The sequence below is a fragment of the Corynebacterium sp. HMSC068G04 genome, assembly GCF_001814885.1.
GTDB lineage: Bacteria > Actinomycetota > Actinomycetes > Mycobacteriales > Mycobacteriaceae > Corynebacterium > Corynebacterium hiratae.
In genome coordinates, this window is record NZ_KV818349.1 from 75,346 (window position 1) to 95,482 (window position 20,137).

General features: G+C 61.2%; 20 protein-coding genes. 7 read left to right on the forward strand and 13 right to left on the reverse strand.

Annotated features, from left to right (window positions below):
* Positions 1-74 precede the first annotated feature (74 nt).
* Genes HMPREF2993_RS11725 through HMPREF2993_RS11735 form a run of 3 tightly spaced genes read left to right on the forward strand, consistent with a single transcriptional unit; the run spans position 75 to position 4,037 of the window.
* Entirely contained in the window at positions 75-1,217 is a 1,143-nt protein-coding gene (locus tag HMPREF2993_RS11725) for a Fic family protein (protein WP_046648684.1), read from the forward strand.
* Positions 1,218-1,240: 23 nt separating this feature from the next.
* Positions 1,241-1,855, forward strand: coding sequence for a sugar O-acetyltransferase (locus HMPREF2993_RS11730; protein ID WP_371325914.1), 615 nt, complete (start codon positions 1,241-1,243; stop codon positions 1,853-1,855).
* A complete protein-coding gene (locus HMPREF2993_RS11735; protein ID WP_070702516.1) occupies positions 1,848-4,037 on the forward strand; it encodes an ATP-dependent RNA helicase in 2,190 nt (729 codons plus the stop codon). The genes HMPREF2993_RS11730 and HMPREF2993_RS11735 overlap by 8 nt, the downstream gene beginning before the upstream one ends.
* Here HMPREF2993_RS11735 and HMPREF2993_RS11740 read toward each other — a convergent pair.
* On the reverse strand, positions 4,034-4,810 hold the full coding sequence (locus HMPREF2993_RS11740) for a TSUP family transporter (RefSeq protein ID WP_369816137.1): 777 nt from the start codon (positions 4,808-4,810) through the stop codon (positions 4,034-4,036). The genes HMPREF2993_RS11735 and HMPREF2993_RS11740 overlap by 4 nt on opposite strands.
* Here HMPREF2993_RS11740 and HMPREF2993_RS11745 point away from each other — a divergent pair.
* Positions 4,803-5,879: an AbrB family transcriptional regulator gene (locus HMPREF2993_RS11745; RefSeq protein ID WP_049156708.1), complete on the forward strand. Its 1,077-nt coding sequence runs from the start codon at positions 4,803-4,805 to the stop codon at positions 5,877-5,879. The two genes, HMPREF2993_RS11740 and HMPREF2993_RS11745, sit on opposite strands and share 8 nt — an antisense overlap.
* Here the strand turns inward: HMPREF2993_RS11745 and HMPREF2993_RS11750 are convergent.
* From HMPREF2993_RS11750 to HMPREF2993_RS11760, 3 genes are all read right to left on the reverse strand, one after another.
* Positions 5,859-7,109, reverse strand: a complete 1,251-nt coding sequence (locus tag HMPREF2993_RS11750) for an ATP-binding protein (RefSeq protein WP_070517082.1) — start codon at positions 7,107-7,109, stop codon at positions 5,859-5,861. The genes HMPREF2993_RS11745 and HMPREF2993_RS11750 overlap by 21 nt on opposite strands.
* Before the next feature lie 93 nt (positions 7,110-7,202).
* Positions 7,203-8,864: a DUF885 domain-containing protein gene (locus tag HMPREF2993_RS11755; RefSeq protein WP_070702518.1), complete on the reverse strand. Its 1,662-nt coding sequence runs from the start codon at positions 8,862-8,864 to the stop codon at positions 7,203-7,205.
* Between the two features lie 70 nt (positions 8,865-8,934).
* Positions 8,935-9,504 carry an LOG family protein gene (locus tag HMPREF2993_RS11760; protein ID WP_049156802.1) on the reverse strand — a complete coding sequence of 190 codons (570 nt, stop codon included), beginning with the start codon at positions 9,502-9,504 and terminating at the stop codon, positions 8,935-8,937.
* Positions 9,505-9,601: 97 nt separating this feature from the next.
* Between HMPREF2993_RS11760 and HMPREF2993_RS11765 the strand changes: the two genes are divergently transcribed.
* Positions 9,602-10,678 (forward strand): ROK family protein, encoded by a 1,077-nt coding sequence (locus HMPREF2993_RS11765; protein WP_046648615.1) that lies wholly within the window; start codon positions 9,602-9,604, stop codon positions 10,676-10,678.
* Here HMPREF2993_RS11765 and HMPREF2993_RS11770 read toward each other — a convergent pair.
* The 6 genes from HMPREF2993_RS11770 to amn form a co-directional block, all read right to left on the reverse strand.
* Entirely contained in the window at positions 10,675-11,244 is a 570-nt protein-coding gene (locus tag HMPREF2993_RS11770; protein WP_070702520.1) for an HAD-IA family hydrolase, read from the reverse strand. The two genes, HMPREF2993_RS11765 and HMPREF2993_RS11770, sit on opposite strands and share 4 nt — an antisense overlap.
* A complete protein-coding gene (locus HMPREF2993_RS11775; RefSeq protein WP_070702522.1) occupies positions 11,186-11,572 on the reverse strand; it encodes a hypothetical protein in 387 nt (128 codons plus the stop codon). The genes HMPREF2993_RS11770 and HMPREF2993_RS11775 overlap by 59 nt, the downstream gene beginning before the upstream one ends.
* 64 nt (positions 11,573-11,636) lie before the next feature.
* On the reverse strand, positions 11,637-12,119 hold the full coding sequence (locus tag HMPREF2993_RS11780; protein WP_070702524.1) for a ferritin: 483 nt from the start codon (positions 12,117-12,119) through the stop codon (positions 11,637-11,639).
* A 117-nt stretch (positions 12,120-12,236) separates the two neighbouring features.
* Complete coding sequence (locus HMPREF2993_RS11785; RefSeq protein WP_070517071.1) at positions 12,237-13,685, reverse strand: SulP family inorganic anion transporter; 1,449 nt, start codon at positions 13,683-13,685, stop codon at positions 12,237-12,239.
* The gene (locus tag HMPREF2993_RS11790) at positions 13,685-14,200 is read right to left on the reverse strand and encodes a phosphoribosyltransferase (RefSeq protein WP_070517069.1); all 516 of its coding nucleotides are present in this window, start codon (positions 14,198-14,200) and stop codon (positions 13,685-13,687) included. The genes HMPREF2993_RS11785 and HMPREF2993_RS11790 overlap by 1 nt, the downstream gene beginning before the upstream one ends.
* A 53-nt stretch (positions 14,201-14,253) precedes the next feature.
* The gene (gene amn, locus HMPREF2993_RS11795) at positions 14,254-15,657 is read right to left on the reverse strand and encodes an AMP nucleosidase (protein WP_070702528.1); all 1,404 of its coding nucleotides are present in this window, start codon (positions 15,655-15,657) and stop codon (positions 14,254-14,256) included.
* Between the two features lie 167 nt (positions 15,658-15,824).
* Between amn and HMPREF2993_RS11800 the strand changes: the two genes are divergently transcribed.
* Positions 15,825-16,574 carry an esterase/lipase family protein gene (locus tag HMPREF2993_RS11800; RefSeq protein ID WP_049156683.1) on the forward strand — a complete coding sequence of 250 codons (750 nt, stop codon included), beginning with the start codon at positions 15,825-15,827 and terminating at the stop codon, positions 16,572-16,574.
* Here the strand turns inward: HMPREF2993_RS11800 and HMPREF2993_RS11805 are convergent.
* From HMPREF2993_RS11805 to bioB, 3 genes are read right to left on the reverse strand one after another with little or no spacing between them, the layout of a single operon-like run.
* The gene (locus tag HMPREF2993_RS11805) at positions 16,571-17,494 is read right to left on the reverse strand and encodes a Sir2 family NAD-dependent protein deacetylase (RefSeq protein WP_070702530.1); all 924 of its coding nucleotides are present in this window, start codon (positions 17,492-17,494) and stop codon (positions 16,571-16,573) included. The genes HMPREF2993_RS11800 and HMPREF2993_RS11805 overlap by 4 nt on opposite strands.
* An 11-nt stretch (positions 17,495-17,505) precedes the next feature.
* Positions 17,506-17,760: a biotin synthase auxiliary protein BsaP gene (locus tag HMPREF2993_RS11810; protein ID WP_046648628.1), complete on the reverse strand. Its 255-nt coding sequence runs from the start codon at positions 17,758-17,760 to the stop codon at positions 17,506-17,508.
* Positions 17,760-18,740, reverse strand: coding sequence for a biotin synthase BioB (bioB, locus tag HMPREF2993_RS11815; RefSeq protein WP_046648630.1), 981 nt, complete (start codon positions 18,738-18,740; stop codon positions 17,760-17,762). Before bioB ends, HMPREF2993_RS11810 begins: the two co-directional genes overlap by 1 nt.
* A 78-nt stretch (positions 18,741-18,818) precedes the next feature.
* Here bioB and HMPREF2993_RS11820 point away from each other — a divergent pair, with 78 nt between their 5' ends.
* The gene (locus HMPREF2993_RS11820; protein ID WP_070546055.1) at positions 18,819-20,135 is read left to right on the forward strand and encodes a M20/M25/M40 family metallo-hydrolase; all 1,317 of its coding nucleotides are present in this window, start codon (positions 18,819-18,821) and stop codon (positions 20,133-20,135) included.
* Positions 20,136-20,137 lie beyond the last annotated feature (2 nt).

Genomic DNA, 20,137 nt, shown 5'->3' on the forward strand with positions numbered 1-20,137 from the left:
CTTTCTTAATTTGTTAACACGTCAACGTCTGAGGGTACGCCGATATGTCGACGCAATCGACAAGTCATCCAGATATGTCGAAAATTCTGAAAAAAATCGACATATCTGCTCAACATGTCTATTCTTTTACCATGCCAACCTATAGCCCGGACACCCCCTACAATGAGCTTCCACCCCTCCCCCCTGCAGAAGTGGTGGAAACCGTTCCCGTGCTTAAGGCCATCATCGATGCTAAGGAAAAACTGGCTGAACTGCGTACGGCCTGCCAGCTCATCCCTAACCCGGAGATCATCACCTCAACGATTCCACTGCGTGAGGCTCGTGCTTCCTCCGAGATTGAGAACATCGTCACCACTAATGACGAGCTCTTCCGTGCGGCGTGGCACGTCGATGCCGAGCCGACTCCTGCCACCAAGGAGGCTCTTCGCTATAACGCCGCGCTCCACGCTGGACTTTCCTCACTATCGCAGCGACCTCTATCAGAAAAGACAGCAAAAATCGTATGCAGCACCCTTCTAGACACTCAGGCCGAGGTGCGTTCACTTCCGGGCACGTTTATCGGTAACCCTGTAACGAAGGAGAGGCTCTACACCCCACCTGAAGGAAGGGAGATTATCGAGGACCATCTCGCAGCGTGGGAGGACTATATATATTGCAGCCACGACGTTGATTCCCTTGTAAAGATGGCACTGCTTCACTATCAATTTGAAGCAATCCATCCTTTCTACGATGGCAATGGGCGCACTGGACGAATCCTTAACGTCCTCTACCTCATCCAAGAAGATCTTCTTGAGCTGCCGGTTTTGTACCTGTCCGGGTATATCGTCGGAAACAAAGCAGACTACTATCGCCATCTCAACGCTGTGACAGCTAAGGGAGCATGGGAAGACTGGCTTCTTTTTATGATCCGCGGCGTTCACGCAGCGGCTGCCGACGCCTCCTCGATGATTACCCAGCTTCGGGCTATCCAGGAAAACACTGCGCAACGAATACGTTCTGCGGGCGTGATTAACCATCCCCTCGAGATGGCCGAGCTCATTCTTATCAAGCCCTATGTACGCATTACTGACGTGGTAGAGACGGGCTTCGTCAAACGCCAAACCGCCAGCGCGTGGCTGGCGCATCTCGTAGATTTAGGAATCCTAGAAGAAATCCAACAAGGCCGCTCCAAGGTTTTCCTTCACCGTGCCGCTCTCGATGTTCTGACTCGAGACTAAGAGGAGGGAATAGGATGGCTGACATGCATCACCCAGACGAAGGATCCTTTGAACGCATGACCAGCGGGCAGTGGTTCATGCCCGGTGCCAACGAGGAGGTCAGCGCCGAACATCGACGCGGCTTCCTGCTGGTCAAGGAGCTCAATGAGCTGCACAACACCAACCCAGAGCGCGCGAAGGAGATCTTGCGGGAGTTGTTATCGCCCGAGTCCGAGGTTCCCGGGCTGCACGTCCCGCTCAACTTGGAGTATGGCTGCAATGTGACCATCGGAAAGGGCGTCTTCATCAACTTTGGTGCGACGATCCTGGCACAGGCGCCTGTAACCCTCGGGGACCACGTCATGATCGGTCCGAACTGCTCGCTTATTACCGTGGGGCATCCTGTCAACGACCATGAGATGCGAGCAGAAGGTTGGGAGATTGCGAAGCCCATTAGCGTCGGGCGCAACACGTGGTTCGGCGCCAACGTCACGGTGCTGCCGGGCGTGACCATCGGCGAGGATTGTGTCGTTGGAGCGAACACACTGGTCACCACAGATATCCCGGATAGGTCACTGGTGCTGGGTCAACCCGGTCGTGTGGTGCGCACGCTGGAGGACAACGAAGATAGGTGGGAGCGCCAGGATCTCGATGTTTGATCTCAAGGCGATCGGCAAGGGGCTACCCGTCCTGGAGACCATCGATTCTCTGCCTTCCGCCGGTCACGTCGTAGTCCAGGCTCCGCCCGGCACGGGTAAGACCACGCTCGTTCCGCCGGCGCTGGCTAACCAAGTAGAGGGCAAGGTTCTCGTCACCGCGCCGCGCCGCGTAGCTGTGCGTGCTGCGGCAAACCGCCTTCAAGAGTTGTCAGGCCAGCGCATCGGCTATGCGGTGCGCGGTGATTCCCGCAAAGGCGCAGACGTCGAGTTTGTTACCCCAGGTGTTTTGTTGCGCCGCCTGCTGCGGGATCCGGAACTTGAAGGAATTTCCGCCGTAGCCATCGACGAGGTGCATGAACGCCAGCTCGATACTGACCTCGTACTCGGCATGTGCTTGGAGTTGGCGCAGCTCCGCGATGATTTTCGGGTCATTGCCATGTCCGCGACTGTCGACGCCTCCCGCTTCTCCCAGCTCATGGGAGGGGTGCCGATCCATTCCACTGAGGCCGTTACATATCCGCTCAACATCTCCTATGAACCGATTCCGGGGCGCGCTGCGGGAGATCGAGACTTTTGGAAAGGCGTGGCGAGGGTTGCCGCGCGGCAGCACGAGTCCACGCTGGTCTTTGTGCCGGGAGTTCGCGAGGTCAACCTGGTGTGTGATGCCTTGAGCGGCCACAACGTTTTTCCGCTCCATGGCCGCCAAACCACGCAGGAGCAGGACGCTGCGCTGTATACGCGAGAACAGCGCATCGTCGTCGCCACGTCCATCGCCGAATCTTCGCTGACCGTGCCGGGTGTGCGCACCGTCGTCGATGCTGGGTTGTCCCGCGTCCCCAAGCGGGATGCGCAGCGCGGGATGAGTGGGTTGGTGACGGTGTCGACGTCGAAAAGCAGCGCCGATCAACGCGCCGGACGTGCCGGGCGTGAGGCGCCGGGTACCGTCGTCCGCTGCTATTCACAGGAGGACTACCAGCACTTTTCTCCGCACGTGATTCCAGAGATTCTTTCCGCGGACCTCACGCAGGCGGCGCTGTTCATGGATTGTTGGGGCGCGGGACCGGACTTCCCGTTGCTTGATCAAGCACCGGCACCCGCGCTTGCCGACGCCCACCGCACCCTAGATCTGCTCAACGCTGGCGAAGAACTGGCGCTGCTGCCGACGCACCCACGGTGGGGCGCGGCACTGTTGAAGTACGGTGCGGGGGCGGCGCAGACGATTGCCCGCCTGGATGATTCGGATCCGAAGCGGCTTGCCCGCCTGGTGCCCAACAAAGGTCCGGTGGACCCAGGCGTGGTGGTCGCTACTGCCTTCCCGGAGTTCGTGGCTAAGCGCGTAGGTGACAAGGAGTATTTGTTGGCGAGTGGCACCCGCGCGCGGTTTCTCGAGGATGGTCACGAGTGGTTGGCGGTGGCTGAGGTGTCGTTGGCGCAATCTGGAAACGCCATCATTCGTGAAGCAGTGCCGATTGCGGAAAAAGACGCGCTCGAGATCATCGGCGTGACCGAAGAGACGCGGGCTTTTCTCGACGGCTCCAAAGTGCGGGGAATCCGTGTGCGTGCGGCAGGCGCCATCGTATTGTCGGAAACCCCAGTGAAGGTCTCCGGTGATGAGGCGGTGGAGGCACTACGCAACTCCGGACAGGGTTTAAACCTGTTTCACTTCAGCGAGAAGGCCCAGAACCTGCGGGAACGTATGCGGCACTTACACGCTGCATACGGTGAGCCATGGCCGGACGTGGACGGTGATGATCTGAGCTGGCTGGAGCCGGAGCTGTATGAACTGGCTTCCGGTAAGCGCCCAGACATGTATCCGGCGCTGCAGCGCCTGCTGCCGTGGCCCGAAGCTAGCCGCTTGGATGAGCTCGCGCCGGAACGGTTATCGGTTCCGTCCGGACGTGCTGCGAGGATCGATTGGTCCGGCGAGCGCCCAGTGGTCTCCATCAAGTTGCAGGAATGTTTCGGGTTGGCGGAGTCTCCCGAATACTGCGGCCATCGCGTGCAATTTCATCTGTTATCCCCCGCCGGCCGGCCACTTGCCGTCACCGATGATCTAGCGAGCTTCTGGTCTGGGCCCTATGCCGGGGTGCGCGCCGACATGCGCGGGCGCTATCCCAAGCACCCGTGGCCGGAGGATCCGTGGAATGCGGTAGCAACCGCAAAGACGAAGAACCGGATTTAACCCCACTGCTGCCAGGCCAGGTACACGCTCATCACCACGACGAGAGTGAGCAGTGCATAGCGGATGAGCTTCGCACCGCCGCCGAGCACTGTTCGCGCGCCCAGCTGCGCGCCGATGATATTTGCTGCTGCGAGAACAAGTGCTAGGCCCCATACCACGTGCCCGCCCACGATAAAGACCACGAGCGCGCCGACGTTGGTACATGTGTTGACCACCTTGGACATCGCGGCGGAGGTAAGGAAGTTCTGGGAAAAGATGGCGGTGAAGGCCATGATGAGGAACATGCCGGTGCCGGGCCCAAAAATACCGTCGTAAAAGGCAATGGCCGCCACGGCGGCTAACCCGGTCCACGTGCGCCAGCCGCCACGGATACCGTCCCCTTCGCCGCTGCCGAAGTCTGGGCGAAAGGCCACGAAAATGCCGACTGCCACCATGAGCACGATGATGACCGGCCGCATGACGTCCTTGTCCATGAGTGCGGCTGCTGCAGCGCCGAGCCCGGAACATAGGAGGGCGATAAGGCCCATACGGATGAGCTCGCCCTTCGGCGGGCGGACCTTCTTGACGAGCGTAACGGCAGCAGAGGCCGTTCCAGAGACCGCCGCCACCTTGTTCGTGGCCAGGGCGGTGGCGGGAGCAAGCTGGGGCGCGACCGCCAGAATGAGCGGAATAAGCACGAGCCCGCCGCCGCCAATGACGGCATCGATCCATCCGGCCACGGCAGCGCCAATGGTGAGAATCGTCCAACCGCTTAATCCGAAATCCATGTCCATCATTAAACTCGATTCCATGTCTGTTCGTACGAGATGGGTCATCGTGGCCCCGGGGTCTGCAGCACTCGGGGCATTGTTTAGCTACCTTCACGTACCCGCAGCCTGGATCCTCGGCGCCATCGTGGTCTCGGGAGCCATGGCCTTGACGACGGGCAAAGAACTCGCCGTTAACGAGCACTTTTATTCTGTCGCCCGCGGATTCATCGGAATGATGGCGGGCATACCTTTGACCTTAGTTCCTGCCTCCACCCTCATCGGCTTTGTGCCAGCCGCGGTGACGATGTCACTCATTACTGTTTTAATCGGCGTCGCTGGCGGTGTTCTGCTGCATCGTTCGCAGCCGAAGGATATTTCCTGGGAGACGGGTATTTTGTCGATGCTGCCGGGCGGGGCCTCCCTCATGCCGGCACTAGCTAGCGAGCTCGGCGCGGACTACCGCTACGTGGCGCTGACGCAATACCTGCGCCTTCTGGCGGTGTCGGTGTCGCTGCCTTTGGTGGTGTCGTTGTTGGATGCCCCCGCTGGTCACGGTGTCGACATGAGCGTTGACGGCGAGGTCACGTGGTGGATCGTACTGCTGACTCTCGCCATCGCTGTGGTTGGTGAACAGCTGGGCAAGCTGGTGCGTTTGCCAGCTGCTGCTGTTTTGGGGCCGCTCATCTTGACGGTGCTGGTTGCGCAGGTTATTCCAGCCGGCCACACACTGGAGCCGCTCTACGTGTTCAAGATCATGGCCTTTATGTCCATCGGCTGGGTCTGCGGTGGTGGGCTTTCGGTACCGGCACTGCGGGCCTTCGCCAAGCAGCTACCGGCGACGATCCTCTTTATCGTTGTCGTGATCGGCGTGTGCGCATTGACCGCACTGCCTCTGACCGCATGGCTGGACATAACCTACTTCGAGGCTTACCTCGCCACCTCACCCGGCGCGCTGGAGACGGTGCTTGCGCTGTCTGCGGAAGGAGGCGCGGGCCCAGCCGTGGTGGCCGTGCAGATTATCCGGCTCATCATCGTGCTGGTCATCGCCGGCTACCTGCCGCAGATTTTGCGGCTATTCCGCAAGCGCCGCTAGTGGAACCACCCACACTCCATCTGACCGTTGGAAAGCTGGTCCGCTGGGAATAACCACGATGAGAGCGGCCGGTGGCAAGGAGACCTTCTCTGCCACTCTTAACAAATGTGCCGCCGCGGCATCGACCTCGTTGTGCGAAAGTTTCGCTTCAAATCCCACCCACGAGCCATCCCTGAGTTCCACTATCGCGTCAATTTCTTCGCGGCCCTTCATATCCCGCAGATGGAAGACGCCTCGTGCCCTTAATGCTTGAGCATAAACGCGCAGATCGTGCACCAGTTGCGCCTCAAAGAGAATGCCCAAAGTCTCTAGATCACCAAGCAGTTTGTCTGGCCCAACCGCCAACAATGCAGCTGCCAAGCCAGGATCCGCGAGCTGACGCTTCGGCATCTGAACCATGGTTGTCTTAGATCTCGTCTTTGGTGACCACGCGGGCTGGTCTTCAACTAGGAACAAACGTGTAGCAAAATCATGAATAACGTTGACGGTTTCTGCTGCCGGCATAGGAGTAGCACTGCTGAGCTCGCCAATGCGTTTACGAATCGCTGCAGCGGTGGCCGGTTGAGCAACTAGCCCCGCGTAGGCGCGAAGAAAAGACTGGAAACGGCGCGGATCGCGGCGCGGACCCCCAAGTTCCGGGTAGTCGTGCTCGCTCATCTCCGTGAGGTAAGACTCCATCCCCTCTTGGGCATCTAGAGGATCAAGGTCGAAAAACTCTGGGAAGCCACCGGCAACGATCCAGCGGGCATAATCCGCCACGGTGGCGTCCGTCCCAGCCGTGGGATCCTGATTGCCGGAAATAATCGCGCCTAGTGATACGCGCTCAGCCAAATCTCCACGCTCTGCCAGGCTCAACGTACGCAACTGAATCGAGCGAATACGCCCAGCCCCCGAATGGCGGGTGGCATCGTCATCGGGTGTCGAGGAACCCGTGAGGAGGAACTGTCCCTTTTCTCGCGAGTCATCGACCGCATGACGCACTTCGTTCCAGATAGCAGGAACAACCTGCCATTCATCGATAAGCCGGGGCCGCGCCCCTTGAAGCCCTAGTGCCGGTTGCATGCGAGCAACGTTTGCTTCAGGAGTGTCACGGTCAAGCTGAATGACAGACTTAGCAAACTGGCGCGCCGTCGACGTTTTGCCGCTCGCGCGGGGGCCTTTCAGGAAGAGGGCTCCGGCAACGCGAAGGCCTCTTTCTACTTCTGCATCAACAATTCGCGGCAGGTACATACCAGGTACCCTAGTCCGAAAAATGGATAAATTACAGAGTCACTAGTGGATAAATCCAAGAGTCAGGTGTGGATAAATCCAAGAGTCTGACAGCTAGTCCAGAATCGTCTCGCGCAGGATCGACATCGGCACTGAGCCCAGAGCCAATGCCTGGGAGTGGAAATCACGTACGTCCATCCCCTGTTCGACTGCGGCGTCGCGGGTCTGCTGCCACAGGCGCTGGCCCAAGGCATAAGACGGCGCCTGGCCCGGCCAGCCCAGGTAACGGGTGACCTCGAAGGAGAGGTTGGCATCGTCCATCGCGGTGTTCTCACGCATGAAGGTCTTGACGTGGGACTTGTCCCAGACACCGGACGCGGTGCACTCCGGCAACGCCTTGCCCAAGTGGAGTCCGATGTCCACCACGACGCGGGCGGCGCGGAAGCGTTGGGCGTCGAGAAGCCCCATGCGGAAGCCCGGATCATCCATGTATCCCAGCTCCGCCATGAGTGCTTCAGCGTACAGAGCCCAGCCCTCACCGTGGCCAGAGTTCCACGTCACCGCACGGCGCCATAGGTTGAGGTCCGGCTGGGTCAGCGCGGCGCCAATCTGCAGATGGTGGCCCGGCGCGCCCTCGTGGTGGACGGTGGTTAGTTCCTGCCAGGTGTGGAAAAGCTCCTGGCCAGCCGGTACGGACCACCACATGCGGCCGGGGCGGGAGAAATCGTCAGAAGGCGAGGTGTAGAAGATGCCGCCGGTGCCTGCCGGATCGATGCAGCACTCGATCTCTTTAACCGCTTCCGGGATGTCGAAGGCGGTGCCGTCGAGGTCCTTGATCACGCGGTCCGCGGTGGACTGCATCCACTCCACTAACGCGTCGGTGCCGTGCAGCTGGTAGCGCTCCTCTTCGTTGAGTTTGCGCATGGCCGCGCGCACGGTGACGTCGGAGCCGTAGAGCTCGTGGGCGATTTTTTCTTGTTCCGCCTTGATGGAGCGCACCTGGTCCATGCCCCACTCATAGGCCTCGTCGAGGTCCACGGCGTCGCCGACGAAGAGCTTGGAGAAGCGCTCGTAGCGCTCGCGGCCCACCGCGTCCTGCGATGGTGCCTGCGGCTGCAGCTCGTTAGAGAGCCAATCGGCGAACTCGCCGAAGGCTTCCTTAGCCGCGTCCACCTCTGGGCCCTCAACGCCAAGGTCCTCGAGCATGGAGCCGGCGTCGGCAAGCCGCTCGCATTGCACGAAGACATCGGAGATCTGGCGCTGCGGCGCGACCATGCCACGCGAGGCCGCCTCGGTGAGGGACTCCTTGTAGCCGTTGAGCGAGGTTGCCACCTTCGACAGGCGCGAACGCAACGCATCAAGCTGTTCCGGGGTGTCCTTCGGCATGAGCATGAGGGTGTCGCGGATGGTCTGCACCGGGGAGGCAATGTTGTTAAGGCAGCGGATGTCCTCACCGGCATGGTGCAGGTCAAGATCCAGGCAGAGACGGTCGCGCAAGACGGCGGCGGTGACGTAGTCCACCTCGTCAAAATCGTCGTCATCGTCGGATTCGTCGGTGGTGTCATCGAGGGCATCGAGATCCGCCATCATCTCACGAGTGCGATCCGCCACGGAGGAGTAGTACTCCGGGGAGAAATCTTCCAACTCTCCGTCGAAGCCAGGAATTCCCCACGCGGTGGCAGCGGTGGGCGTGAGCTGCGCGAGGTCGTGGACGAAGTTATCGCACGACGCGTCCAGCAGCGAAGGCTGGCGCTCTGCGTTCTGGTCAAAACTCATAAGGGCGAAGTCTAACGAAGATCCAGGGGGTTGGGCCAACCCAGCGCCGCCTTATTTACCAGGTTGTTAGCTAATTGTTGCTCCACTTACTTCCCGGGCTCGTCCATGATGCAAATTGATCCAGGACTTCAGCTGGAAACGGGCTGACCACGAGCGCGTCGAGGAAGCGTTTTTGAACGAACCCCTCCTGCACCATTGCGGAGTACATGTTTATAAACGGCTGCCAGAAACCGTTGACGTCTACTAGGCCCACCGGGCCATCAAGGTTGCCTAATTGTTGCAGGGTAAGCACCTCGGTGAGCTCCTCTAGAGTTCCCACGCCGCCCGGCAGGCACACGAAGGCATCCGCGAGTTCCTCCATACGCGTCTTGCGCTGCGCCATGGTGTCCACGACCTCGAGCTTGGTTACCCGCTGGTGTGACATCTCGTAATCGACGAGCTGCCGCGGGATTACTCCGATGACGGTGCCGCCGGCTGCCAAGCAGGAATCCGCGACGATGCCCATCAGGCCCACGTCACCGCCGCCATAGACCAGGGTGAGGTTGCGCCGCGCGAGCTCCTCCCCCAAAAGGTGTGCGGCTTGGCCATAGGCTTCAGAGTTTCCGACGGCGGAGCCGCAGTACACAGCAACAGAATCCATGAACACCACTCTAACGCAGGCACACTTCTAGACTATGATGTCTACTGAATCCCAATTTCTATTAGACAATGCGGTCTGGTGAATTTATACTTGCGCCATGATTAAATCTGGTCCCGTGTTCACTCGCCCCCGCACCCCGGCGGCGAAGTGCCTCCACATCATTCGACTCAATCCCGTTGTGACCCGCAGTGAACTTGTCGAAGCCACGGGGCTATCCCAGCCCACGATTACCCGCGCCACTGCCGCGCTGCTGGGCGCTGGGCTGATTCGCGAGCGCACGGATTTGACTCAGTCCCGCGGGCGCGGACGCCCCACCGTGCCCCTAGAGGTAGCGGATAATAACTGGATGCTCGCCGGCATTGCGGTTGGTACCGCCTTTACCCACATCGCCTTCTTCGATACCAAGGGGCGCACCCTCCGCGAGGAAGACGTGGCTACCCCGGTTTCGCGTTTGAGTGCAAGCGATGTCATCGAGCACATCATCGCTGGTGTCAATCGCCTCATGACCGGCCTGGATCTCCGTTTGGTTTCAGTCGGCGTGACCACCTCCGGCAGCGTCAACGAGGCCGGACGCATCACTGCCCACAACCTGGGCTGGGACGAGATGGACATCGCCAGCCGTCTGGAGTACCAGTTCGGCGTTCCGGTTGTCGTGTCTTCCGTCATCCCCGCCATCCTGGGATCCGAAACGCAGTCCGCGGAGCTGGGCGCGGAAAAGCCCGTCATGGTGCTCTACGCGGATGACTCCGTCGGTGCTGCGCTCACAGTCGGCGATGAAATTGTGCAGCTCGAACTCGACGGTGCTGACGCCCTGGCCACGCAGGCGATACTGAATGAGACCGGCGGAGACTCATTCCCAGACGTGGTGGCGAATGCTAACGATCAGACGCGAGCGCTTCTCGACGACCGCGCGCGCTCCCTCGGCACCACCGCCGCTGAGCTGTTGACGGAGCACACGCCCGATACTCTCGTTGTGGCCGGCGGTGCCTTTTCGGATGATCCGGCGGCCCCGAAGCTCTTTGCTTCCGCCGTGCGCCAGGCCACCGATCACCCAGTGGAGCTGCGCATGATCCCCTCGCACACCGAAATTGTGCGCGCCTGTACCCGCGCTGTGGCGCTCGATCCACTGCTGCGCGTACCGCTGGAGCTCGGCCGCGAGGCGAAAGCTGCCTAAAAAGGGATCGAATTGATGCCCGTAAAAAGGTGGGCCTTGAGCCCGAGGCGCTGCGCGCCAGTGACGAAGTCGGGCCGATCATCGAAGAAGTGCGTGTCCTTGGCCTGCGCGCCCAGGGCATCGACGGCCACGAGGTAGGCCTCCGGATCTGGTTTAGCTACCCCGATATCGCAGCTCAGCGTCACGGCGGCGCATTCCTGAAGCCAGGTCTGCGTCTGGCGGATCCGGGTTCCCAATACCGCCGGCACATTCGCCAGGATGCCGACGCTGTGGCCTTGACCGATGAGGTTTAGCACCGCACGAACTACCTCTGAATCGGCGACCAGCAGGCGCTCGGTGTCCAGTTCGGTCGCGTAGCTGACGTCAAAGGGGGCCAGTTCAGTCAGCGCGCGGATGCGCCCCCAATATTGCGAATCACTCAGATGCCCGGCGTCATAGGCGGGGCGGAATTCTTCATAGAGCGACCAAAAGTGCTCTACGTTTTCGGGACGGAGGTAATCCTCCAGCTCAGCGTTCCCAGCGGGCCGCATGAGCACGCCGTAGAGGTCGAAGAGCAAAGTGGCCATGCGCCCAGTGTAGCCAGACCGCAATGGCGCCAGTCAGCGTGCCCGCCACGAAAAGCGGAAGCGACAGCGTGCCATGTGCCCACAACGTCGAGGTCGCTCCCACGAGGAACAAGCCGCCCACGCTAAACAGGGAGCGGCTCAGCGCCGTGGATGCTGCGGCCGCACCCAATAAGAGGGCAAGACCTGCAAACGGACCAAGCATGACGGCAAGAGCAAAGAAGAAGGTTCCCAGCGCCATGTTCGTTGCCGCCAGCCACGTGCCGCCGACCAATGCGATCACAAGGCCGGCCAGGGCACCGCAAATGAGCATCAGGCGCGTTGTAGTCATAAAAGAAATTCTCCCACCAACCGCAGGGGGCTGTGGGAGAATTCGTGCAAACTATATGGCTTCGTTACCGTTGCGCCAGCGAACCATCGATGCGCAGCAGGCCCGAGCCGTCATTGCCCACCAGCTTGAGCTGGTCAATGATCTCGGACACGGAGGACTCCTCCTCAACCTGCTCCTCGAGGAACCAGTTGATGAGACCACGGGAATCCAGATCCCCAGCCGCATCCGCGGTGCGGGCGATTTCCCGAATCTGCTCCGAGACCTTCTGCTCATGCGCGAGGGAGGCCTCGAAGGCATCGAGCGGGGTGGCGGCCTTGACGGAGCCGACCTGGATATCCCCCAGCTCGACGCGGTAGCCGCGGTCCAGCAGGTGCTCAGCAAACTTCTGTGCGTGCTCGCGCTCTTCCTCTGCCTGCTTGAAGAACCAATCGCGCATGCCCGGGAAGGACAGGTTGTCCATCTCGTAGGCCAGCTGGGTGTAAATCAGGGCTGCGCCGTGCTCGTTGATGACCTGCTCGTTAAGGAGGGTTTGCAGCTTCTCGTCCATGAAAGTGATTCCTTTCGTCTGTTTGGTGTTACCCACAATACAGAAAAAATTCGGGCACGCTAGCAAGGCGATCTTAAGCAAACTCGCACGTCATAAGACTTTTTCTGATAGGTTTACCTAACTCAAACCGGAAATCCTCTGGTAGCGCGCGAGGCTAACGCCATCGAGGCCGCGGAATTCCACCGCTATGCCACGGCTTGCGTACTTGTTCTCCACGGACTCGAGTACCGCGACGGTCGAGGCATCCCAAATATCGGCCTCCGAGAAATCCACGATGATTTTGTCCACCGGCAGGGTGTAATCGAAGGCGTAGACCAAGTCGTTCGAAGAGGCGAAGAAGAGCTGGCCGCGCACGGTGTAGACGTTGCCCTCCAGCTCCACCGACACCAGGTGCGCCACGCGGCGTGCAAAGGCTATCGAGGCGGTCAGGACGCCGAGGATCACACCGACCGCCAGGTTATTTGTCACCAGGGTGCCAATCACCGTCACGAGCATGACGAGGGTTTCGCTCAACGGCATGCGGTGAATCGTGCGCACCGAGTGCCAATCCACGGTGTGGAAAGACACCATGAACATGACCGCCACGAGCGCGGCCATGGGGATTTTTCCTACGGTATCGCCCAACACGAGGATGAGGATGAGGAGGAAGACGCCGGCGAGGAACGTCGACAAGCGCGTGCGCGCCTGGGATTCCTTGACGTTAATCATGGTCTGGCCGATCATTGCGCACACGCCCATGCCGCCGATGGCCGCGGCGAGCATGTTGCCGATGCCCTGGCCCACGGATTCGCGCGTCTTATCGGAGTGGGTATCCGTGAGGTCGTCGACAAGCTTGGCGGTCAGCAGGGATTCCATAAGGCCGACGAGTGCAACGCCCAATGCATAGGGAAGGCAGAGGAGAATAGTCTCCTTCGTCCAAGGTAAGTCCGGAATAACAAAACCGGGCAGGGAGGTCGGCAGCTCGCCTTGGTCCGCGACGTTGGGAACCTGCCAGCCGAAAATCACAGTGAGTGCGCTAACCACGATAATCGCGACGAGCGGGGCGGGGATCACCGTGGTAATCCGCGGCCACACCACCATGATGACGAGGCCTAGCGCGACAAGGGGGTAGACCAGCCACGGCACCTGCCACAGGTGGCTCAGCTGCGCCGTGAACATGAGGATGCCCAGGGCGTTGACAAACCCCAGCATGACGCTGCGGGGGATGAAACGCATGAGCTTGGCGACGCCCAGCACTGCCATCACTACTTGGAGAATTCCCGCCATCCAGATGGTCAGCAGCACGTACTGCAGGCCATGCTCGTGGGCAAGTGGTGCGATCACCACGGCGACAGAGCCAGCTGCAGCAGAGATCATGGCCGGGCGCCCGCCGGTGATGGCGATGGACATCGCCATGATGACGGAGGCGAAGAGCCCCACCTTGGGGTCGAGTCCGGCGAGGATGGAGAAACTTAAAACTTCCGGGATGAGGGCGAGCGCAACAGCAAGCCCGCCAAACACCTCCTTGCGGAAGCGGGCGGGCGAGCTAAAGGCCGCGCGGAAAGAACCGGCGGAGGCTTCTGGCATTAATGTCCTTCCTGGAAAGAGCCATCGCGCGTGATGACTGGCAGGACGGACCATGCGAAGTTGATCCACTGATCGGTCTTCTTCCACGAGAAGTCCGGCTCAAAGATGGTGGTCGGCTTCGTGTAGATCACCGCGGACTTGACCTCGGACGCGGTCTGCTCGAGCAGGTTGACCACGAGGTCGAGGGTCTTGCCGGAATCCGCCACGTCATCAACGACGAGGACCTTCTTGCCCTTGAGCGAATCAGTGTCCAGCTGCGGGTTAAGGAGAATCGGCTCCGGGAGGGTCTCACCGATATCGGTGTAGAACTCCACGTTGATAGCACCCATCTCCTTGACCCCGATGGCGTAGCCAATAGCGCCGGCTGGGATCAATCCACCGCGGGCCACGCCCACGATAAGGTCGGGGAACCAACCCGAATCCACGATTTCTTGGGACAGGGAGCGACTGGCCTCACCGAAGACCTCCCACGTCAGGTTCTCGCGTTCCGGGTTCCACCACTCCGGGGTGCTCATCGTCTAGGTCTCCTTCGCCAGATTGTGCATTTCCCTCAGTCTAATCATCAACCTCAGCGAAACGGTACCTCTCCTACCGTTCGGCGCAATTTGCGGGTGCGCAGCCGCTCCGGATTTTCCGCCAAAGCCTCCACCGCGCGCACCGCGCACATCACGTGTGCCTCCTTCGAATTGGAATAAAAGGCCTGCGCTTGGGCGGGAAGCTTGGGCACGGCATGCAGAGGGAGATCGGAGACCGACAGCAGCGTGCCATAAGGGATGCGGTAGCGGTAGCCGTTGGCGGCGAGGGTGCAGGATTCCATATCTACTGCCACCGCGGTGGAGTGGCGCAGCCACTCCCACAGATCACGGGAGGTGCGCCATTCCCAGTTGCGATCATCGGTGGAGAGCACCGTGCCGGTGCGCATGAGCGAATTGTCTTTTCCATAGACCTCGTCGACGGCGGCCTCCAGCATGCGCTGGATCTCCGGGATGGCGGGAATCGGGTTGCTGGTGGTGACGGTGCCGTCGAGGATGTGGTCTTCGCGCTGATAAGCATTGCCCAGGATGAGGTCACCGATGCGCATGCGGCCATCAAGCCCTGCGCAGTGGCCGATCATGATCCAGGCCTCCGGGCGCAGGACTGCCAAGCAGTCCGTGATGGTTTTGGCATTGGAGGGGCCGACACCGATGTTGATCATCGTGATGCCATCGCCGCCGGCGGTGATGAGATCAAAACGTGGCATCTGGTAGCGGGAGGTGAGGGTGAGCTCGTCGACGTCGAGAAGCACCGCGTCATTGGGGTGGATGGTCTCCCCCGTGGGCAGCACGAGCGCGGTGTAGCGGGAGTCTTCCCGCGCCAATTCGCGCAGCCCGAACTTGACGAACTCGGTGGTGTGCATGGCGTAGTTGGTGAACAGGATGTACTTCTGCACGGTGTCCACCTCGATGCCGGTGTAGTGCTCGATGCGGGCGCAGGCAATGTCGAAGCGCTGCGCACCAAAATGGAACAGTGGTTTTTCCTTGCCGTGGAAAGCCTTCCAAGCGCCGTCCACGATTCCGTCATGCACCGCATCGAGGGTGGGCCGGGGGATGTCGCCACGGTCCTGGGGAATCTGTGTAATCCCCCGGATATATTCCGGCGGGATGCGCTCATCCGATTGACCGACGTAGAGATCGCACGGGTAGTTGTTGCTAAGCCGCGTGAGCTGCTCTATCAGGTAATCACGAATCAGCCATGGTTTGGATATCACTGCCGAGTAGCGGCCCTCTTGGTCCACGTAGCCGAAGGGCTCGGAGCGGTCGATAGGAGTCCACTGACGCACATGCACGGTGATCTTTGGGTACACCACGTGGCGGTAGGCATCGTGGTCCCCTGAGGCCAGTGCTTCACGTGCCAGCGCACAGGAACTGTCATAGAGCTCGCAGAGACGAGCAACCGCTTCGTTGACGGAGTGGACATGCTGCAGGTCGGTCATGCCCGCGAGTGTATCCATGAAAGAAGCCCGCCGCGGTGAAGCGGCGGGCCCTATCCCCATGACTAATCCGGTAACGCGTACGGTGTGGAGCTCACCGCCGTTCCGTATTAGGCAAGCCTTAGCTTAGTACGAAAGTTGGATAGGGGTCAAGAGTAAACTGAAATTTCATGACCCCACTCCCCCTCGGTGCCCGCAGACGCCCACGCGGCGTCTACGAAGACGACTGGTCCGCGCGCCCTACCGCCGAACGCCCCTGGCCGGTTGTCTTGATCCACGGAACCTGCGACAGCAAGGGGATATGGCAGGTTCTCGCAGACATGCTCCGCGCCGCTGGCTGGGCCACCTTCGCCCCTGACTACGGGACCCGCGCCACTGGCCCCCTGCAGGAATCCGCTCGGCAGCTCGACGCCTACATCAACGCCGTCCGCACCGTCACCGGCGCGGAGCAGGTGATTCTCGTGGGCCACTCCCAGGGTGGATTATTGGCTCGGTACTGGATGCGCATGCACGATAGCGCGGAGTTTGTACGGCACGTGGTGTGTATCAGCTCTCCCAATCACGGCACGACCCAGGGTGGAATCGCCAGCCCCCTCTTTCGCAGCGAGAGGCAGGAGGAGGTGGCGCGCTCGCTTATCGACGGCTGGTTTGGCCCCGCCGGCATGCAGCAGGTCACCGGCAGCGAGATTGTTGAGGCCACGAACCGCGGCAGCGAGGTCGAACCCGGGGTGAGCTATACGTGCATCGCCACGCGCGCCGACGCCATCGTGGTTCCACCAAACACCTGTTTCCTCAATGGCCCGAATGTCCACAACGTCTATATCCAGGACATCGAGCGCCTTGCGATTATTCGCCACGAGGATATGCCCATGGATAAACGGGTATGCCAGTTTGTCCTCGAGGAACTGGAGCGGCTCTAGAGCTCCAGCTCGTCGAGAACCGCATCGAAAGCCGGCCCCACCTGGGTCCGCCACAGTGTGTCCACGCGGTCATCCGCGCGCCCTGGCCCTCCATTGATGGTGGCCACGCGCTTGCCCTGTTTCTTTGCCTCCAGAACGAAGCGGAAGCCGCTCATCACCGCCAGCGACGAGCCGGCTACCAGCAGGGAGTCAGACGCGTTGACCATCGCGTAGGCGGCGTCCTTTTTAAAAGTCGGAACGGGCTCGCCGAAATAGACCACGTCTGGTTTGAGGCGCTGTGAGCCGCACCGCACGCAGCCGGGCATGACATATTCTTCGACCGCTTCTTGGCTGAGGGCAACGTCGCCGTCAGGGTTAACGTCCTCTTTGTTGACTGCCCAGCGTTGGAGGTATGTCGGGTTGGCTGTGGCGGCGCGGGCGTCGTAGTCCGCGCGTGGTTCTTCGTACCCGCAACTCAAGCACACCACGTGCTGCATGTCCCCGTGCAGGGCAATGAGGTTGCGCTGCCCGGCTTCCTCGTGCAGGCCGTCCACGTTCTGTGTGACGACACCCGTGAGGAGCCCGGCGCGCTCGAGTTCGACCAACGCGTAGTGCGTGCGGTTGGGGTGTGCAGCTTGCATGACCCGCCAGCCGACGAAAGCACGCGCCCAATAGCGGTGCGAGGCCTGCGGATCGTGCAGGAACTCCTGGTAGGTCATGGGGCGGTGCCGGCTGAGGGAACCGCGCGGGCCGCGGTAGTCGGGCACGCCCGATTCCGTGGATACGCCCGCGCCGGTGAGGACCATGACGTTGCCGCGGCGCAGTTGATCGGTGACGGCGTCCAGTGCTTGTTGTGGGGGAGTCGGCTCAGCGATCTCGGCGACGACCCGGGAGATGGAGCGCAACGCGGACTGGTGAGCGTGGGCAACGGCGGGATCCATGGTGCCCCAGCTTACGGGAGAGCCTCCTCGTAGAGATGATCTGAGTCGAGCTCGCCATGGCGCGAACAGCGCGCGTTCCAGCCATCCGGGCGCACCTGCACCACCATGCGGCGCCCACACAGCTGGCAATAGCGCGGGACGTCCAGGCCCGCCGCGGCCGCCGGGTGCAAGGTGAATTCCTCGCTTAGTGGTTTCCCCGTGTTGGGGTGGAACAGCGGCTCATCGCCGGCAAGGACGGCGGCGGCCAACTCCGTCGAGCTGTTCATCAGAGCGCCTTGATGGGCAGATCGATGCGGCCGAGCATGTCGACGTCCTTTTCAATCTGCTTGCCCAGAGTGGTCAGGTAGTTGCCGGCGATGATGGCGTTGATGCCGCCGAGCAGCCCCTTTTCGGTTCCGTCATCACCCAGGGAGAGCTCGCGGCCGCCCGCAAAACGGAGGGTTACAGACGGCATGGCCAGGCGGAATGCGGCCACTGCGCGCAGTGCCTCACCGAGCGGGACCAACGGGTAGTTCGCGAATGGTGTGCCCGGGCGCGGGTCGAGGAAGTTCATCGGCACCTCGCAGGGCTCGATCTGGGCCAGCTGGTAGGCGAACTCGGCGCGGTCTTCTAGTGATTCGCCCATTCCGATGATGCCGCCGGAGCAGATCTCCATGCCGACTGCACGGACGTTCTCGAGGGTCTCTTTGCGCTCCTCCCAGGTGTGGGTCGTGACGACGTTGGGGAAGAAGGACTTGGAGGTCTCCAGGTTGTGGTTGTAGCGCTGGGCGCCCATGTCCTTGAGGCGCTGGGCCTGCTCGCGGGTGAGGGTTCCCAGGGATAGGGAGATTTCGATATCAACTTCATCGAGGATGGCCGGGATGGCCTCGGCAACCTGGGACAGGAGGTTCTCGTCTGGGGCCTTAACGGCCGCCACAATGCAGAACTCCGTGGCGCCGGTCTTGGCGGTCTTCTTGGCGGCCTCCACCAGCTCCGGGATGTTGAGGCGCGCGGCACGCACGGGGGACTCGAAAAGGCCCGACTGCGAGCAGAAGTGGCAGTCCTCCGGGCAGCCGCCGGTCTTGATGGAGATGATGCCTTCCACGGAGACGTCCGGGCCGCACCACTTGAGGCGGGTTTGATGCGCGATGTCCGCAATCTCTTCCAGCTGCTCATCCGGGATCTGAAGGACCTGCAGCAGCTCTTCTTCGTTCAGGCCGATGCCCTGCTCCAGGGCCTTCTCGCGTGCGATATCTACGATGCTCATGCGGGAAACCTTACTTGAACACCGTTCAAGTTGTGGTAAATCCGCGTGTTTTGTTCGGTCCGGACTAACCTCTAGGCCATGGAATCCACGCTCTACGACGACACCCTCGCACTACTTCAGGAGCTTATTCGCAATGCCTGCGTTAACGATCTCACGCCGGATTCCGGCCACGAGGTCCGCAACGCCGACACCTTGGAGCGATTTTTTGCAGGCACCCCGGTGGAGATTCAACGCTATGAATCGCACCCAGGGCGCGTGACCATCGTGGTGACCGTTCCGGGTGACCCGGGCAAGGAGCCGCTCACACTAATGGGCCACACGGATGTCGTGCCCGTGGACGAGCCGAAGTGGACCAAGCCGCCTTTCGACGCTGTCATCGAGGATGGCAAGCTGTATGGCCGCGGCGCGGTGGACATGCTTTTTATTACGGCGACGATGGCGGCGGTAACGAGGGACGTCGCCAAGCGCGGCAATCCCGGCGGCACCCTGGCCTTTGTCGGCATGGCGGACGAGGAGGCCCGCGGCGGTTTGGGATCCATCTGGATGGACAAGCACCACCCGGAGGCCTACTCGGTGCGCAACTGCCTCTCGGAGACCGGCGGTAGCCACCTGCCCGGCGCGCTCGGCTTCAACGTCGGTGAGAAGGGCGCGGGCCAGCGCCGCCTGCACGTGCACGGCGATGCCGGCCACGGCTCGACGCCCTTTGGCAAGGACTTTGCCATCGTCAAGATCGGTGAGGTCGCTCGCCGCATCGCCGCTGCCGAGCCGCCCGTGGCCACGGATGAGGTGTGGCAGGGATTCGTCAAGACCTTCCGCTTCGACCCCGCAACGGAGGCAGCGCTTCTCGACGGCTCCGCTACCGCCGCAGATTATGAGAAATTCGGTAATTTATCTGCCTACGCCCACGCCTTCTCGCACACGACGATTGCCCAAACCGTCCTGCGCGCTGGTGGTGCCATCAACGTGCTGCCCTCCCACGCCTATCTAGAGATGGACATCCGCCCCTTCCCCGGCCAGACCCAGGAGGAGCTTGATGATTTCCTACGCGAAGCACTCGGCGATATGGCCGCGGAGGTAGAGATCGAGCACCTTATTACCGAGGACGCCACGCAATCCTCCACCGATACTGAGCTGTGGCGCTGCATCGAGGAGACCGCCCACGAATTTTTTCCGGATAAGGAAGTACTGCCGGTGCTGGCGACGGGTGGTTCCGACCTACGCGTGGCGCGCCGCCACGGCGGCAACGCCTATGGTTTTGCGCTGCATGCCGAAGATCGGGACATGGCCAGCGCGAACTCGCAGCTGCACAGCCACGATGAGCACCTTTACCTGGAAGACTTGGAGCTGACCGTGAAGGCGTATTCTTCGCTGGTCGATCGTTTCCTGAGCCGCTAACG

Bases quoted from the DNA above. Each gene is read 5' to 3' on its own strand.
- HMPREF2993_RS11800 (WP_049156683.1), top strand. From the start codon at position 15,825: ATGACCCCACTCCCCCTCGGTGCCCGCAGACGCCCACGCGGCGTCTAC.
- HMPREF2993_RS11820 (WP_070546055.1), top strand. From the start codon at position 18,819: ATGGAATCCACGCTCTACGACGACACCCTCGCACTACTTCAGGAGCTT.
- HMPREF2993_RS11735 (WP_070702516.1), top strand. From the start codon at position 1,848: ATGTTTGATCTCAAGGCGATCGGCAAGGGGCTACCCGTCCTGGAGACC.
- HMPREF2993_RS11765 (WP_046648615.1), top strand. From the start codon at position 9,602: ATGATTAAATCTGGTCCCGTGTTCACTCGCCCCCGCACCCCGGCGGCG.
- HMPREF2993_RS11760 (WP_049156802.1), bottom strand. From the start codon at position 9,504: ATGGATTCTGTTGCTGTGTACTGCGGCTCCGCCGTCGGAAACTCTGAA.
- HMPREF2993_RS11725 (WP_046648684.1), top strand. From the start codon at position 75: ATGTCGAAAATTCTGAAAAAAATCGACATATCTGCTCAACATGTCTAT.
- HMPREF2993_RS11740 (WP_369816137.1), bottom strand. From the start codon at position 4,810: ATGGACATGGATTTCGGATTAAGCGGTTGGACGATTCTCACCATTGGC.
- HMPREF2993_RS11770 (WP_070702520.1), bottom strand. From the start codon at position 11,244: ATGGCCACTTTGCTCTTCGACCTCTACGGCGTGCTCATGCGGCCCGCT.
- HMPREF2993_RS11805 (WP_070702530.1), bottom strand. From the start codon at position 17,494: ATGGATCCCGCCGTTGCCCACGCTCACCAGTCCGCGTTGCGCTCCATC.
- HMPREF2993_RS11730 (WP_371325914.1), top strand. From the start codon at position 1,241: ATGCATCACCCAGACGAAGGATCCTTTGAACGCATGACCAGCGGGCAG.
- HMPREF2993_RS11775 (WP_070702522.1), bottom strand. From the start codon at position 11,572: ATGACTACAACGCGCCTGATGCTCATTTGCGGTGCCCTGGCCGGCCTT.
- HMPREF2993_RS11785 (WP_070517071.1), bottom strand. From the start codon at position 13,685: ATGCCAGAAGCCTCCGCCGGTTCTTTCCGCGCGGCCTTTAGCTCGCCC.
- HMPREF2993_RS11755 (WP_070702518.1), bottom strand. From the start codon at position 8,864: ATGAGTTTTGACCAGAACGCAGAGCGCCAGCCTTCGCTGCTGGACGCG.
- HMPREF2993_RS11790 (WP_070517069.1), bottom strand. From the start codon at position 14,200: ATGAGCACCCCGGAGTGGTGGAACCCGGAACGCGAGAACCTGACGTGG.
- HMPREF2993_RS11750 (WP_070517082.1), bottom strand. From the start codon at position 7,109: ATGTACCTGCCGCGAATTGTTGATGCAGAAGTAGAAAGAGGCCTTCGC.
- amn (WP_070702528.1), bottom strand. From the start codon at position 15,657: ATGACCGACCTGCAGCATGTCCACTCCGTCAACGAAGCGGTTGCTCGT.
- HMPREF2993_RS11810 (WP_046648628.1), bottom strand. From the start codon at position 17,760: ATGAACAGCTCGACGGAGTTGGCCGCCGCCGTCCTTGCCGGCGATGAG.
- HMPREF2993_RS11745 (WP_049156708.1), top strand. From the start codon at position 4,803: ATGTCCATCATTAAACTCGATTCCATGTCTGTTCGTACGAGATGGGTC.
- bioB (WP_046648630.1), bottom strand. From the start codon at position 18,740: ATGAGCATCGTAGATATCGCACGCGAGAAGGCCCTGGAGCAGGGCATC.
- HMPREF2993_RS11780 (WP_070702524.1), bottom strand. From the start codon at position 12,119: ATGGACGAGAAGCTGCAAACCCTCCTTAACGAGCAGGTCATCAACGAG.